24 protein-coding genes are annotated in these 14,673 nt (G+C 44.0%); 1 reads left to right on the forward strand and 23 read right to left on the reverse strand.

From position 1 onward, the window contains the following. Positions 1-88 precede the first annotated feature (88 nt). Positions 89-1,366, forward strand: coding sequence for a porin family protein (locus tag C943_RS10390; protein ID WP_008627406.1), 1,278 nt, complete (start codon positions 89-91; stop codon positions 1,364-1,366). A gap of 72 nt (positions 1,367-1,438) precedes the next feature. On the opposite strand, the gene C943_RS10395 is transcribed toward C943_RS10390, so the two are convergent. From C943_RS10395 to rpsQ, 23 genes are all read right to left on the reverse strand, one after another. Then, complete coding sequence (locus C943_RS10395) at positions 1,439-2,236, reverse strand: SDR family oxidoreductase (RefSeq protein WP_008627407.1); 798 nt, start codon at positions 2,234-2,236, stop codon at positions 1,439-1,441. A 139-nt stretch (positions 2,237-2,375) separates the two neighbouring features. Beyond that, on the reverse strand, positions 2,376-3,656 hold the full coding sequence (eno, locus tag C943_RS10400; protein WP_008627408.1) for a phosphopyruvate hydratase: 1,281 nt from the start codon (positions 3,654-3,656) through the stop codon (positions 2,376-2,378). A gap of 19 nt (positions 3,657-3,675) precedes the next feature. Next, positions 3,676-4,776 carry a glutamine-hydrolyzing carbamoyl-phosphate synthase small subunit gene (gene carA / locus C943_RS10405; protein ID WP_040480066.1) on the reverse strand — a complete coding sequence of 367 codons (1,101 nt, stop codon included), beginning with the start codon at positions 4,774-4,776 and terminating at the stop codon, positions 3,676-3,678. A 129-nt stretch (positions 4,777-4,905) separates the two neighbouring features. After that, positions 4,906-5,409, reverse strand: coding sequence for a 50S ribosomal protein L17 (rplQ, locus tag C943_RS10410; RefSeq protein WP_008627411.1), 504 nt, complete (start codon positions 5,407-5,409; stop codon positions 4,906-4,908). Positions 5,410-5,414: 5 nt separating this feature from the next. Continuing rightward, complete coding sequence (locus C943_RS10415; protein WP_008627413.1) at positions 5,415-6,404, reverse strand: DNA-directed RNA polymerase subunit alpha; 990 nt, start codon at positions 6,402-6,404, stop codon at positions 5,415-5,417. A 30-nt stretch (positions 6,405-6,434) separates the two neighbouring features. Next, complete coding sequence (gene rpsD, locus C943_RS10420) at positions 6,435-7,037, reverse strand: 30S ribosomal protein S4 (protein WP_008627415.1); 603 nt, start codon at positions 7,035-7,037, stop codon at positions 6,435-6,437. 20 nt (positions 7,038-7,057) lie between these two features. Continuing rightward, entirely contained in the window at positions 7,058-7,456 is a 399-nt protein-coding gene (gene rpsK, locus C943_RS10425) for a 30S ribosomal protein S11 (protein WP_008627417.1), read from the reverse strand. Between the two features lie 15 nt (positions 7,457-7,471). Further along, positions 7,472-7,849: a 30S ribosomal protein S13 gene (rpsM, locus tag C943_RS10430; protein ID WP_008627420.1), complete on the reverse strand. Its 378-nt coding sequence runs from the start codon at positions 7,847-7,849 to the stop codon at positions 7,472-7,474. A 5-nt stretch (positions 7,850-7,854) separates the two neighbouring features. Then, a complete protein-coding gene (gene ykgO, locus C943_RS21730) occupies positions 7,855-7,971 on the reverse strand; it encodes a type B 50S ribosomal protein L36 (protein WP_008627422.1) in 117 nt (38 codons plus the stop codon). A 6-nt stretch (positions 7,972-7,977) separates the two neighbouring features. Next, positions 7,978-8,196, reverse strand: a complete 219-nt coding sequence (gene infA / locus C943_RS10435; protein ID WP_040480068.1) for a translation initiation factor IF-1 — start codon at positions 8,194-8,196, stop codon at positions 7,978-7,980. A 2-nt stretch (positions 8,197-8,198) separates the two neighbouring features. Beyond that, a complete protein-coding gene (gene map, locus C943_RS10440; protein WP_008627428.1) occupies positions 8,199-8,972 on the reverse strand; it encodes a type I methionyl aminopeptidase in 774 nt (257 codons plus the stop codon). Then, positions 8,969-10,291: a preprotein translocase subunit SecY gene (secY, locus tag C943_RS10445; protein WP_008627430.1), complete on the reverse strand. Its 1,323-nt coding sequence runs from the start codon at positions 10,289-10,291 to the stop codon at positions 8,969-8,971. The genes map and secY overlap by 4 nt, the downstream gene beginning before the upstream one ends. Before the next feature lie 8 nt (positions 10,292-10,299). Continuing rightward, positions 10,300-10,746: a 50S ribosomal protein L15 gene (rplO, locus tag C943_RS10450; RefSeq protein WP_040480072.1), complete on the reverse strand. Its 447-nt coding sequence runs from the start codon at positions 10,744-10,746 to the stop codon at positions 10,300-10,302. A gap of 2 nt (positions 10,747-10,748) precedes the next feature. After that, a complete protein-coding gene (gene rpmD, locus C943_RS10455; RefSeq protein WP_008627433.1) occupies positions 10,749-10,928 on the reverse strand; it encodes a 50S ribosomal protein L30 in 180 nt (59 codons plus the stop codon). 5 nt (positions 10,929-10,933) lie between these two features. Then, positions 10,934-11,452: a 30S ribosomal protein S5 gene (gene rpsE, locus C943_RS10460; protein WP_008627435.1), complete on the reverse strand. Its 519-nt coding sequence runs from the start codon at positions 11,450-11,452 to the stop codon at positions 10,934-10,936. A gap of 6 nt (positions 11,453-11,458) precedes the next feature. Beyond that, positions 11,459-11,809 carry a 50S ribosomal protein L18 gene (gene rplR, locus C943_RS10465; protein ID WP_008627436.1) on the reverse strand — a complete coding sequence of 117 codons (351 nt, stop codon included), beginning with the start codon at positions 11,807-11,809 and terminating at the stop codon, positions 11,459-11,461. Between the two features lie 5 nt (positions 11,810-11,814). Next, positions 11,815-12,372: a 50S ribosomal protein L6 gene (gene rplF, locus C943_RS10470; RefSeq protein WP_008627439.1), complete on the reverse strand. Its 558-nt coding sequence runs from the start codon at positions 12,370-12,372 to the stop codon at positions 11,815-11,817. A gap of 9 nt (positions 12,373-12,381) precedes the next feature. Then, on the reverse strand, positions 12,382-12,777 hold the full coding sequence (gene rpsH, locus C943_RS10475) for a 30S ribosomal protein S8 (protein ID WP_040480074.1): 396 nt from the start codon (positions 12,775-12,777) through the stop codon (positions 12,382-12,384). Between the two features lie 85 nt (positions 12,778-12,862). After that, entirely contained in the window at positions 12,863-13,132 is a 270-nt protein-coding gene (gene rpsN / locus C943_RS10480) for a 30S ribosomal protein S14 (RefSeq protein ID WP_008627447.1), read from the reverse strand. A gap of 5 nt (positions 13,133-13,137) precedes the next feature. After that, positions 13,138-13,692: a 50S ribosomal protein L5 gene (rplE, locus tag C943_RS10485; RefSeq protein WP_008627448.1), complete on the reverse strand. Its 555-nt coding sequence runs from the start codon at positions 13,690-13,692 to the stop codon at positions 13,138-13,140. After that, positions 13,685-14,029: a 50S ribosomal protein L24 gene (gene rplX / locus C943_RS10490; protein WP_008627449.1), complete on the reverse strand. Its 345-nt coding sequence runs from the start codon at positions 14,027-14,029 to the stop codon at positions 13,685-13,687. Before rplX ends, rplE begins: the two co-directional genes overlap by 8 nt. 2 nt (positions 14,030-14,031) lie before the next feature. Next, complete coding sequence (gene rplN, locus C943_RS10495) at positions 14,032-14,400, reverse strand: 50S ribosomal protein L14 (protein WP_008627450.1); 369 nt, start codon at positions 14,398-14,400, stop codon at positions 14,032-14,034. A 2-nt stretch (positions 14,401-14,402) separates the two neighbouring features. Further along, a complete protein-coding gene (rpsQ, locus tag C943_RS10500; RefSeq protein ID WP_040480322.1) occupies positions 14,403-14,666 on the reverse strand; it encodes a 30S ribosomal protein S17 in 264 nt (87 codons plus the stop codon). Between the last annotated feature and the right edge of the window lie 7 nt (positions 14,667-14,673).

Genomic DNA, 14,673 nt, shown 5'->3' on the forward strand with positions numbered 1-14,673 from the left:
CCGGCTGCCCTTTAATTTTTTGAAAATTATTTTTTTCTCAAATAACCTATTTATATTCACGAACTATTCTCTTATTCAAAACATCGAAATGTTCCACTCTTCCTTTGCCCGCATCTTATACACTGTTTTGTTGGTTTCATCAGTCAATCAACTTTTCGGACAAAGCAATTTTCAATCCGGATACGCTGTCAACATCGAAGGGGACACTTTGCGGGGAAAGATCGACTATCGCAATTGGGAGAAAAATCCGAAAAAGATTACCTTCCAACACGGGGATGCGTCGGGTCCAAATGAATTTGCACCCGCGGATCTGATTTCATTTGCTGTAATGGACGAAATCTACGTCAGTGCGTTGGTAGAAACGGAAGTTAGCAGTTCCAATACCAATCAACTTGACAACACCGCAAGGCTCGAAACGATCCAAGAGCAGGTCTTTTTGCAGACACTGATAAAGGGGGAAAAAAGTCTTTACCTGAATGTCAACTCATTCTCGAAGGAAAATTTTTACATCAAAGATGGAGATAGGTTTCTATTGCTGACCTACAAGAAATATAATGCGGAGAAGTTGGAAGGGGGCTATACGAGGAGTTATGTGGCAGAAAACAAGATGTACCAAGGCCAACTCAGCGTGTACCTGCAAGATTGTCCCTCCATGAAAAAGGCGACCCAGTCCGTTTTGTACAAAAAAGAAAGTCTTAAACGCCTTTTTGAATCTTACTACGACTGTATTGGCGAGCCTTTGGAATTTAGTAAAAGAGACGAAAAAACATTCGTCAAATGGGGCGTTGTGGGAGGAGTCTCCGCTACTTGGCTTCAATTCAAAAGCGAGTTCCATCCCAATCTTACCAATCCGGATTATGGAACTTCCATCAATCCTACATTCGGTGGATCGATGGACATAATCTTTGCGACGAATTTGAACAAATGGGCGATGGTAAACGAACTCGTATATGCTTCCTACCAACATTCTGGGGAAAGCGTCAACCAGAAAAACAATAACCTAACCGAGTACTCGAGCACGACATTCGCCTATCATCAGATCAAAATGAACAACATGATTCGATACAGTTCCTTAATCGGTAATGCTGAATGGTTCACCAATTTGGGATTGGCAACAGGATTGGCCATTAGCCATACAAATGAAGAAAATCTGCGGACCGTATTCTTCGAAACAGAAAAGTTTGAAACAAGAGAGGCTGTAGAAGGTGGACGAATTTTTGAAGTTGGCTTCCTACTCGGTACTGGCATTCGTATCAAAAAAATATCCACAGAAATCCGCTACGAAAACGGCAACGGCATGTCCAATTTCCCATCCTTGGCCTCAACAACCCATAAGTTTATACTCCAACTAGGATATCGGTTCTAAAGTATTCATTCCCAAGACATGTAAAAAAACGACACGCTTTCTATACCTACCAAATTAATTTTGGGAACAGGCCTATTTCATGAACTTCGACTTCGTACTACGCACCAAAATCCATTCCAAAGGACCTGGAAAAAACCTGTTGAGAAACACCAATAACTTACCTGGCAAGGTGAGATAGACTATTCGTTTCCGCTTTCTAATGGTATGCAGAATAATCTCCGCCACTTGTTCACGGGTATGGTGTGATCGGCGACTAATCGGGACCAAAGTGCCATCCGCATTGGTTATCCTCTTTTTCCCATCATAATTGGTAAAACCCACATAAAGGATCCCAATGTGAACCCCCGTATTGTATAATTCTAGCCGAAGCGTCTCAACAAAAGCAGTAAGTCCCATTTTAGCAACACAGTAGGGGCCGTTGTTTGGAAGCCCACGAATCCCTGCGAGACTGGAAATAAAGACAATACTACCTTTGGTTTTTTTGATTTCGGGCAGTGCTGCATGGGTACAATACACGGCGCTCATGAGATTGGCATTTACGACCTCTTGGAAAACCTGCGGAGATGTTTCATCTACCCTGCCACGGAAACCTCCGCCGGCATTGTTGATAAGGATGTCCAAGCGACCAAAGTGGGAAACCGTCCTTTGGATAAGCGTGTTGCAGAACTCCGGGTCATTCACGTCGCCCACGGACGCTAAAGGATCAAAGCCAAGCTGGCGAAACTCCATTTGAGTCTCATTCAAGCTTTCAAACGAACGGCCATTCAATACGACTTTGGCTCCCGACTTCAAAAACCGAAGGGCAGTTACTTTTCCAATACCCCTGCTTGAACCGGTAATCAAAACCACTTTGCCTGAAAAATACTTCATCGATAAAATTTGGGCTTACATAAGTAATTGGTAACTCAATCTAAGGTGAAAAAACAAAAGAGGCAACTGGGACAGAAAGGCAAAAAAAATGCTGCCAAATTTCTCTGGCAGCCATTTTATTTAGTAGAAATTGTGGGATTTATTTCTTCTTTGGAAAAATCGCTGACTCGCCCAATTGTTCTTCAATTCTCAGCAATTGGTTGTACTTGGCCATCCTGTCCGAACGGGAAGCAGAACCAGTTTTGATCTGTCCGCAGTTGGTAGCAACTGCCAGGTCAGCGATCGTCGAATCTTCGGTCTCACCTGATCTATGTGACATCACGCAAGTCCAACCTGCCTTGTGGGCCATTGCAATCGCGTTGAGTGTCTCTGTCAAGGTTCCGATCTGATTGACCTTGATCAAGATAGAGTTGGCGGATTTTTCTTTGATCCCCCTTGCCAAAAACTTCACATTGGTGACCAGCAAATCATCACCTACCAGCTGTATCTTGTTGCCGATTTTTGCGGTAAGCATGGACCAGCCTTCCCAATCTTCCTCAGCGCAACCATCTTCGATCGAGTCGATTGGATATTTTTCAGTCAATTCGGCCAGATAAGCGACTTGTTCTTCCCTGCTTCTCACTTTTCCTGATGGACCTTCAAACTTACTGTAGTCATATTTGCCATCTTTGAAAAACTCAGACGCGGCGCAGTCAAGCGCGATCGTCACATCAACTCCAGCCTTGTAGCCCGCATTTTTGATGGCGTCCAAGATACAAGCAAGCGCTTCTTCTGTACCTCCTGAGAAGTTTGGAGCAAATCCACCTTCGTCACCGACGGCGGTACTCAAGTTTTTGTCATGAAGGATCTTTTTCAGATGATGGAAAATTTCGCAACCCATCCGAATCGCTTCGGAGAAGTTTTCGGCACCAACCGGCCTTACCATAAATTCCTGAAAGGCTATCGGCGCATCGGAATGGGAGCCACCGTTGATGATGTTCATCATCGGAACAGGAAGGGTGTTGGCATTGACACCACCGACGTAGCGGTACAGCGGCTGCCCTGCTTCCATGGCTGCGGCCTTGGCAACTGCCAACGAAACCCCCAGAATCGCATTTGCGCCTAGTTTGCTTTTCGTAGGCGTGCCATCCAAATCGATCATGATTTGGTCAATCGTATTTTGCTCAAACACGCTCAAACCGAGAAGCTCAGGAGCGATGACGTCATTCACATTTGAAACCGCCTTGAGGACGCCTTTGCCAAGGTATTTGCTTTTGTCTCCGTCTCTGAGTTCCACAGCTTCATTCACACCTGTGGAGGCGCCACTTGGCACAGCTGCCCTTCCAAAAGCTCCATTTTCGGTGTATACATCCACCTCGATGGTTGGATTACCCCTAGAGTCTAAAATCTGTCTCGCATGAATCGACTGAATCAATGTCATAATGTAAAAGGTTTAAGAGTTATGAGTTATTGTGCATTAAAGTTACGAAATCATCGAACAAATACCGGGAATCGTGTGGTCCTGGGGAGGATTCCGGATGGTATTGGACAGAAAACGCAGGCTTGTTTTTCAATCTGATACCGGCTACCGTATTGTCGTTCAGGTGTACGTGGGTGATTTCGACAACATCACTTTTTTCGACATCCTCCCTGTTCACGACGAAGCCATGGTTTTGTGAGGTGATCTCACTTTTTCCCGTCAGTAGATTCTTGATGGGATGGTTCAGCCCTCGATGGCCATGGTGCATTTTATAAGTGGATATTCCACAGGCCTCCGCCAAAATCTGGTGTCCAAGGCAAATACCAAATACAGGCTTATTGGTGGCCAAAATTTCCTTGGTCGTTTCTACAGCATAAGGCATCGCTGCAGGATCGCCTGGGCCATTGGAAAGAAAATAGCCGTCTGGGTTCCAGGCTGCCATTTCGGCTAGGCTAGTCTTGGCTGGAAATACTTTGCAGTAAACGCCTCTGCTTGCGAGATTTCTCAGGATATTCAGTTTTATCCCAAAATCGAGGCAAGCGACTTTTTTTGGTGCATTTTCATCTCCAAAATAGAAGGTCTCCTTGGTACAAACTTGGGAAGACAGCTCCAGACCATTCATATCAGGGATCTTCGCCAATTCTGCCTTAAGGCCGTCGAGATTGCCTTCATATTCGGAACTAATAATAGCGTTCATCGCGCCCACAGAGCGGATGTGGCGAACAAGTTTCCTTGTGTCAATATCTGCAATTCCCGTTATCTTATACTCGACAAGGTAATTTTGAAGGGACCCATGCCCATCAAGTCGGCTGTAAACCTCGGAAAAGCTATTGACCACGATTCCAGCGATGGTTGGCGCTTTTGATTCCACTTCATCATTGTGGACCCCATAGTTTCCAATATGGGATGTAGTGGTCACAATAATTTGTCCCGTGTACGAAGGATCGGTGTATATCTCCTGATATCCGGTCATACCCGTGTTGAAACAAATTTCACCCCCGTTAGTACCGGGGCTTCCAATCAAAGTACCGTGGAACACAGTACCGTCTGCCAGTAGAAGTGATGCTTTTTGTTTTTCCATTGTGAAGTTTAAAACGGTGCAAAGGTAAGTATTTTTTGAGGGAATCAGGGATTCAAATCCAATCAGACATTAAAAAAGGGATTGAACTTACGTCCAATCCCTTTTTCAATTAATTCAATATTCATGAAGTTATTCAGCAACTTTTTCTTCACCAGATCCCGCGTCTTCAGCAGCAGATGCTTGAGGCGCAGCGGTAGACTCAGCTGCTTTACCAGAACCTCTACGGCTTCTTCTAGTTGCCTTCTTGGCTGGCTTAGCTTCTTTCAACATCAGTTCGTTGAAATCGACCAATTCGATGATACACATCTCGGCATTGTCACCCAAGCGGAAACCAGTCTTGATGATTCTGGTATAACCTCCTGGCCTGTTGCCTACTTTCTCGATCACTTCACCGAAAAGCGCTTTGATCCCCTCTTTGTTTTGCAAATAAGAGAAAACTACCCTTCTGCTGTGTGTGGTATCGTCTTTGGCCTTTGAAATCAAAGGCTCAACATATTTTCTTAGCTCCTTAGCCTTGGCAAGCGTAGTTGTGATACGCTTGTGAAGAATCAGGGAGTTGGCCATGTTAGAAAGCATCAGCTTCCTATGGCTAGCCTTCCGTCCAAGGTGGTTGAATTTCTTACCGTGTCTCATTTTATTTATTCTTCATCAAGTTTATACTTAGAAAGGTCCATTCCGAAGGTCAAGCCTTTTTCCTGGATTAGCTGTTCCAATTCAGCAAGTGACTTTTTACCGAAGTTCCTGAATTTCATCATGTCGGAAATCTCAAGCTTGGCAAGATCGCCCAAAGTCTTCACGTCAGCAGCTTTCAAGCAGTTGAAAGCCCTTACAGAAAGATCTAGGTCGCCCAAAGAGGTCTTGAGAAGCTTTCTCATGTGAAGGAATTCTTCATCGATCGGCTCTGGTTCAGAGATACCGGTAGAATCAAGCACCATCGTCTGGTCAGAGAACAACATGAAATGCTGTATCAGGATTTTTGCAGACTCCTGAAGTGCTTTCTCAGGGTGTATCGATCCATCGGTAGTCACCTCAAGGATCAATTTCTCGAAGTCGGTTTTTTGTTCTACCCTTGTGTTTTCCACGCTATATTTCACATTCTTGATAGGAGTGAAAATGGCGTCGATTGGGATCACACCAAAAACCTGCTCTTTTGGTTTGGATTCCTCAGCTGGAAGGTAACCTCTCCCTTTTTCGATGGTCAGTTCAATTTCGAAACTTTTTGAATCGTCGAGGTGGCAAATCACAAGTTCAGGATTCAATACCTCAAAAGAGGAAGTGAACTTAGCGATATCTCCAGCAGTGAATACAGACTGATTTTTGACCTCTACGGTGATTTTGCCATCGATAGAATCGTGGACTTTTTTGAATCTCACCTGCTTTAGGTTCAAAATGATATCGGTCACATCTTCAACAACGCCCTCGATCGTAGAAAATTCGTGCACCACTCCCGGAAGCTTCACGGACGTAATGGCATATCCCTCCAAGGAAGACAACAAGATCCTCCTCAGGGCATTGCCAATCGTAACACCGTAGCCCTTCTCAAGTGGCTTGAAGGTGAACAAGCCATGAAAATCATCGGCTTTTTCCATCACCACTTTCTCGGGCATTTGAAATGCTAGTATCGACATATCAATAGTTCTTTTAAAGTCTGGTTGTTTTTATTTAGAGTAAAGTTCAACGATCAATTGCTCCTTGATATTTTCAGGAATGTCCTCCCTCGTAGGAACTGAGACAAACTTACCCGAGAAGGAAGCACTGTTCCACTCTAGCCAAGGGTAACGGTTAGATTTTCCGGCCAAGCTCTCAGTGATCGCTGAAAGCGACTTGGAGCGTTCCCTTACGGAAACGATGTCCCCTGGTTTCAGGATATATGATGGAATGTTGACTACCTCGCCATTTACTGCGATATGTTTGTGGGAAACCAATTGACGGGCACCTCTCCTAGTTGGTGCAATTCCCAACCTAAAGACGGTGTTGTCCAGCCTTGATTCCAACAATTGAAGTAGGTTTTCACCGGTGATACCCTGCTTTGAAGAAGCTATATCAAACATACGGGCAAATTGTCTTTCGAGCACTCCGTAGATGTACTTGGCTTTTTGCTTCTCAGCGAGCTGGATAGCGTATTCGGATTGTTTCTTCCTTCTACCTCTCCCATGCTGTCCGGGAGGATAATTCTTCTTTTGGAGAGCTTTGCTGTATCCTTCGATCTGCTCCCCGAATCTTCTGGCGATTTTCGCTTTTGGACCTGTATATCTTGCCATTTCTGTTTTTTCTTTTGAGATTAAACTCTTCTACGTTTTGGAGGACGGCATCCGTTGTGCGGAAGTGGAGTCACGTCGATAATGGTGGTAACATCCAACCCTACATTTTGCAAAGTCCTGATCGCAGATTCTCTTCCTGCTCCTGGACCTTTTACAAAAACCTCGATTTTCCTCAGTCCCAAGTCATATGCGGCCTGACCGCAGTTCTGAGCTGCCATCTGTGCAGCATAGGGAGTGTTTTTCTTTGAACCTCTGAAACCCATTTTACCGGCAGAAGCCCAGGAAATCACCTGACCCGAGTTGTTAGTAATAGAGATGATGATGTTGTTGAAGGAAGCCTTTATGTGGGCTTGGCCTACTGCTTCTACCTTAACAACTCTCTTTTTACCTTTTGTTTTATCGTTCTTTTTCTGAGCCATGATCTAATTCAAGATTTATTTGGTCGCCTTCTTCTTGTTGGCAACAGTCTTTCTCTTTCCTTTCCTTGTTCTCGCGTTGTTCTTGGTTTTTTGACCCCTGACAGGCAAGCCCTTTCTGTGTCTCAAACCTCTGTAACAACCAATATCCATCAACCTTTTGATGTTCAGCTGTATTTCGGACCTCAAAGCTCCCTCTGTCCTGAATTCTTCAGAAATAATGGTCCTGATAGCTGTGGATTCGTCATCGTTCCACTCTCCTACTTTTTTGTCGAACGAAATACCTGCTTTTGTGAGGATGTGCCTGGCCGAACTTCTTCCGATTCCGAAGATGTATGTCAAACCAATCTCGCCTCTCTTGCCATCGGGTATGTCAACGCCTGCAATTCTAGCCATAATGATTAACCTTGTCTTTGTTTAAACTTAGGATTCTTCTTGTTGATGACGTAAAGTTTACCTTTTCTCTTGATCAACTTACAGTCAGCGCTTCTCTTCTTAATTGATGCCTTTACTTTCATGACATTTTATTTGTATCTGTAAACGATTCTACCTTTTGAAAGATCGTAGGGTGAAAGCTCCAACTTTACTTTGTCACCCGGAAGGATCTTGATATAGTTCATTCTCATCTTCCCTGAAATATGGGCGATAAGCTGGTGCCCATTTTCAAGCTCAACTTTAAACATTGCGTTTGACAACGCCTCTATGATCGTACCATCTTGTTCTATAGATGTCTGTTTCGCCATATTTAGAAATTAAAATTTTCTTCTATGTACTTGTGCGTGGTCAAGATCTCTGTTCTGTCCTCAAAGATCGCTACCGTATGCTCATAATGGGCTGAGACCTTCCGGTCAGCTGTTCTGATCGTCCATCCGTCCCGTTCTTGAACAATGTTCTTTGTGCCGAGATTTACCATCGGTTCAATTGCCAGCACCATTCCACTCTTAAGCGGAGTGCCAGACCCTCTTTTGCCATAATTCGGAACTTCAGGTGCTTCATGAAGGCTCTTCCCTATACCATGACCAACCAATTCCCGAATGACAGTATAACCTTTGGCTTCGACAAATCGCTGAATGGCATTTCCAATATCACCGGTCCGATTACCAAAGACGGCCTTTTCAATACCTAGATAGAGAGATTCTTTTGTTGCTTTGAGCAACGACAATACAGCAGGGGAGACTTCACCGACAGGGTAAGTATAAGCGCTATCGCTATGAAAACCTTGGTGAAAGACTCCACAATCTACTGAGATTATATCGCCATCTTTCAAAACATAGTTACTTGGAAAACCATGAACCACAACCTCATTTACGGAGATGCAGAGCGAAGATGGAAAACCATTGTAACCCTTGAACGAAGGTACACCCTGATTGTCCCTGATGTACTCTTCAGCTATCTTATCCAGAAAAGAGGTCTTTACCCCTTCTTTAATATACTTTGCTACTTCTCCGTGAGCTTTTCCTAGAATGAGGGCACCTTGTTTGATTATCTGAACTTCCTCGGAAGTCTTATAATGAATCATACAGCGGCGGCGTAATTTGAGGGATTATTCTTCATATTCCCACTTTTCATCATACCCTCATAATGCCTCATCAACAAGTAACTTTCAATTTGCCTCAATGTGTCCATGATCACACCGACCATGATTAATAGAGAAGTTCCTCCATAGAACTGGGCAAACTCGCCACCAACACCTGCAACAATCGCGAATGCTGGAAGGATCGCAACCACTGCCAACAGGAATGAACCCGGCAATGTAATCCTTGAGATGATGTTGTCAATGAATTCAGCAGTAGGAGCACCAGGCTTAATTCCAGGAACGAATCCACCGTTTCTTTTTAGGTCTTCAGCTATTTGCTCCGGATTAACGGTGATTGCAGTGTAGAAGAAGGTGAAAAGAATGATCATCACTGCAAACACAAGATTGTATTGCCAAGATGTGAAATCACTGAAAGTACTTCCAATATAATTCGCGATGTCGTTCTCAGATGACCATATCTGCGCAATCAGCGCAGGAAGAAACATGAGAGATTGAGCGAAGATGATCGGCATTACACCAGATGCATTGACCTTGATAGGAATGTATTGCCTTTGGCCGCCATATACCTTCCCTCCAACGACCTGCTTCGCATATTGAACAGGAATTCTCCTGGTGGCCTCAGTCAACGCAACTACTCCGACAACCACAAAGAACAACACTCCAGCTTCAATCAACAAAAGCAACATGCCAGAGGTACCTTTCGAAACCACCTCCGCGATGATAGCGCCAGGAAAGCGGGAAATGATACCGATCATGATCAACATAGAAATACCGTTACCGATCCCCTTTTCTGTGATTTTCTCTCCCAGCCACATACAGAACATCGTTCCGGCTGACAGTAGAACCAATGAGCTAAACATGAACAACGAAGTACTGACCATGACAGCACCCGTAGGCAGAATTGTCGCAGTGATGTACCCAACTCCTTGTGCGACTGTAATCGCAATCGTCAGAACACGGGTGATTTGGTTAATCCTTTTTCGACCGGATTCTCCCTCTTTCTGCAATTTCTGAAAATAAGGAACTCCAACAGTCAAAAGCTGCAACACGATGGAAGCAGATATATAAGGCATGATTCCCAAACCAAAGATGGATGCATTGCTAAATGCCCCACCAAGGAAAGTATCAATCAAACCGAAGATACCTTCAGGCGCATCTCCAAGCTTCGATGGATCCACGCCTGGCAATACTATGAATGAACCCAATCTAAAGACGATCAAAAATCCAATCGTATTAAAAATACGGGTTCTTAGATCCTCAATAGAAAAGATATTCTTAACTGTTGAAATAAACTTTTTCATCTAACCGATTAAATCTTGTTTACTGTTCCGCCAACCTTTTCGATCGCTTCAACTGCGGAAGCAGAGAATGAGTGGGCACTTACGGATACCTTGGCAGTGAGCTCGCCTCTACCTAAGACCTTTACGACATCTTTTTTACCAACCAATCCGTGTTCTACAAGAGAATCGAAGGTGATAACCTCGAGGTTGTACTGAGAAGCCAGATCCTGAAGTACATCCAAGTTTATAGGCTTGTTGTAAACTTTGTTTTTGTTATTGAAGCCAAACTTAGGAATTCTCCTTTGAAGAGGCATTTGACCTCCTTCGAAACCAAGCTTGGATTTATAACCTGATCTAGATTTTGCTCCTTTGTGACCTCTAGTAGACGTACCACCCCTACCAGAACCTGTACCACGACCGATTCTTTTGCGGGATTTGGTAGACCCTTCTGCAGGCTTTAGATTATGTAATTTCATGATTAGATTTCCTCCACTTTTACAAGGTGACTAACTTTCCTTAACATACCGGCGATAGAAGGATTATTTTCATGTTCTACCGTCCTGTTGATTTTTCCCAGTCCAAGTGACACAATTGTCGCCTTCTGATCCTTTGGTCTCTTGATGGTACTTTTGACTTGAGTAATTCTGATCTTTCCCATTTTGATTAACCGTTAAAAACCTTTGACATTTTCACACCTCTCTGTTGGGAAACTGCAATCGCATCCCTCAACTGTACCAAGGCATCTATTGTAGCCTTAACCACGTTGTGCGGGTTTGAGGAACCTTTTGACTTCGCCAAAACGTCAGTAACTCCAGCAGATTCCAAAACAGCACGCATTGCACCACCGGCAATAACGCCAGTACCGGGTGCCGCAGGCTTGATGTAAACAAATCCGCCGCCAAATTTACCAAGCTGATCATGAGGAATAGTACCTTTCAGTACCGGAACCTTTACGAGATTCTTCTTAGCGTCTTCAATGCCTTTTGTGATTGCGTCAGTCACTTCGTTCGCTTTGCCAAGCCCGTAACCTACTATGCCATTTCCGTCACCTACTACGACAATTGCCGAGAACGAGAATCTTCTACCACCTTTTACCACTTTGGCTACTCGGTTTATAGCTACAACTCTCTCTTTCAATTCTGTATCTGTAGCCCTGATTGGTTTTCTTCTAACTTGAGACATAATAGATTAAAATTTAAGGCCTCCCTCTCTTGCGCCTTCGGCAAGAGCTTTGACGTTACCGTGATATATATAGCCACTTCTGTCAAATACAACTTCCGTGATTCCGCTTTCCAAAGCCCTTTCAGCAAGTTTCTTACCGACTTCTTTGGATACTGTCACGTTGGTGTTATTCACCGACCCGAGTTCTTTGGACGAAGCCTGGGCCAATGTATGCCCCTTTAGGTCATTGACCAACTGGGCATAGATACCAGTATTGCTTTTAAATACTGACAAACGAGGTCTAGAATCAGTACCGGAGATTTTCCTACGGATACCCTTTTTGATTCTGAGTCTTCTTGAGTTCTTATTAAAGGCCATCTTAATTATTTTTTACCAGCAGTTTTACCAGCCTTACGTCTTACAATTTCACCTACGAAGCGAACACCTTTTCCTTTGTAAGGCTCCACTTTTCTCAATGACCTGATCTTGGCAGCAATTTGCCCTACCAGTTCCTTGTCAATGCCCTCCAACGTAATCAAAGGGTTTTTACCTTTTGGAGTTTCGGTAGCCAATTTTACTGACTCAGGCAGTGCAAAGAAGATGCTGTGCGAATAACCCAATGAAAGCTCCAACACCTGACCTTGATTAGATGCTTTGTAACCAACACCCACCAATTCCAACTCTTTCTTATATCCTTGGGATACACCTACAACCATGTTGTTGATAAGCGCACGGTACAAGCCATGCAGAGACTTGTGTCTCTTTGAGTCGGTAGGACGCTCGACTAGCAGTTCCTTTCCTTCTACTTTCACAGTAATGTCGGGATTCACATCCCTACTGAGGGTTCCCTTGGGACCTTTAACAGTGACAACGTTGTGCGCTGACACGTCTACAGTAACACCCGCCGGAATATCTATCGGTTTTTTACCTATTCTTGACATGACGTTTTATTAATATACGTAGCAAAGTACTTCTCCTCCTATTCCTTCAGTCCTCGCTTCTTTATCGGTCATTACACCTTTTGAAGTAGAAAGAATGGCGATTCCTAGACCGTTGATTACCCTAGGAAGGTCTTCATGTTTCACATACTTTCTCAGGCCTGGTTTGCTAATTCTAGACAGGCTAACGATGGCATTCTGCTTTGTTGACGGGTTGTATTTCAAAGCTATTTTGATGGTTCCCTGAGGACCCTCCTCTTCAAATTTATAGTTTTGAATATACCCTTTATCATGAAGTACTTTTGTAATCTCCTTCTTGATATTGGAAGCAGGTACCTCAACAATTCGATGGGAAGCTTTGATGGCGTTCCTCAATCGAGTTAGATAATCAGCTATTGGATCAGTCATATTTATATAAGTCTAACTGCACACCCTGGTTTCGGGCGTGCAAAGTTACACAATGATTTTTACAATAAAAACTCTTGCTTAATTTTTACCAGCTAGACTTAGTAAGTCCAGGGATTTTGCCAGCTTGGGCCATCTCCCTGAAAGTCACCCTGTTGATCCCGAATTTCCTCATGTATCCTTTTGGACGTCCGGTGAGCTTACATCTGTTGTGCAATCTCACTGGGGAGGCATTCTTTGGAAGTTTATCCAAAGCTTCATAATCGCCAGCTGCTTTCAATTCAGCTCTTTTCTTGGCATATTTTGCTACAAGACGCTCTCTTTTTCTCTCTCGAGCTTTTAATGACTCTCTTGCCATATCTCTTAGTTGTTTTTGTTAACAAAAGGCATCCCAAAAGCTTTCAACAGTGCGTAGCTTTCCTCATCGGTATTGGCAGTCGTCACGAAGGTAACGTCCATACCAGATATCTTATTGACTTTTTCGATGCTGATTTCAGGGAAAATGATCTGTTCGGTAATTCCAAGCGTATAATTGCCTCTTCCATCAAAGCCCTTGTCACTGATACCTTTGAAATCCCTTACTCGAGGAAGTGCCACTGTCACCAACCTGTCAAGAAACTCATACATCTTGTCACCGCGAAGTGTGACTTTCGCTCCGATTGGCATGCCCTCTCTCAACTTGAAGTTGGAAACAGAGGTTTTCGCTTTTGTCGCAACAGCCCTTTGGCCGGAAATCAGAGAAAGTTCCTCTACACCCTGGTCTACCAATTTCTTGTCGGCCACTGCAGCTCCAATACCCTTGTTGATGACAATTTTCGTCAATTTAGGCACCTGCATCACAGACTTATATTGGAATTTTTCCTTAAGCGCAGCTACGATCTCTGAGTTGTATTTTTCTTTGATTCTAGGATTAGCCATTGATCACCTCCCCTGTTTTTTTGGAATACCTTACCAGCTTTCCGTTTTCGTTCTTTTTCCTACCTGTACGAGTTGCTTCTCCTGTCTTAGGATCCACCAACATCAGGTTGCTCACATGAATTGGGGCCTCCTTTTTTTGAATCCCACCCTGTGGGCTGGATGCGGATGGCTTAACGTGTTTGGTCACGAGGTTCAATCCTTCTACGATCGCCCTTCTTTTCTCAAGGTCAACAGAAAGAATTTTACCTGATTTGCCTTTGTCGTCCCCTGCGATCACCTTCACGGTATCACCGGACCTTACATGCAACTTTGGTTGCTTATTGAATTTTCTTTCCATGATTACAATACTTCTGGGGCTAGGGATATAATCTTCATGTACTGCTTTTCTCTCAACTCCCTTGCCACGGGCCCGAAAATACGTGTACCTCTAGGCTCGTTGTTGTTGTTCAACAGCACTGCTGCATTATCTTCAAAGCGGATATAGGATCCATCTTTGCGTCTGATTTCCTTCTTTGTCCTCACGATCACCGCCTTAGACACGGTACCTTTTTTGATATTACCGGAAGAGAGGGCTGATTTTACAGTCACGACGACTTTGTCACCAATGGTGGCATAGCGCTTTCCTGTACCGCCCAACACGCGAATAACCAATACCTCTTTGGCACCGGAATTATCCGCAACGCTTAGTCTTGATTCTTGTTGTACCATGATTACTTAGCCCTTTCGATAATTTCCACAAGTCTCCAACGCTTCTTCTTACTCAGCGGACGAGTTTCGCTGATCCTGACGATATCGCCTTCATTAGCGTCGTTCTTCTCGTCATGAGCCATAAATTTGGTAGTCTTCGCAACAAACTTGCCGTACATCGAATGTTGAACCATTCGCTCTACGGCAACTGTAATGGACTTGTCCATCTTGTTGCTCACTACCTTACCAATTCTTTCTTTACGAAGATTTCTCTCAGTAGTAGCCATCTCGATC

Origin of the sequence: Mariniradius saccharolyticus AK6 (genome assembly GCF_000330725.2) — a bacterium.
Taxonomy (GTDB): Bacteria; Bacteroidota; Bacteroidia; order Cytophagales; family Cyclobacteriaceae; genus Mariniradius; species Mariniradius saccharolyticus.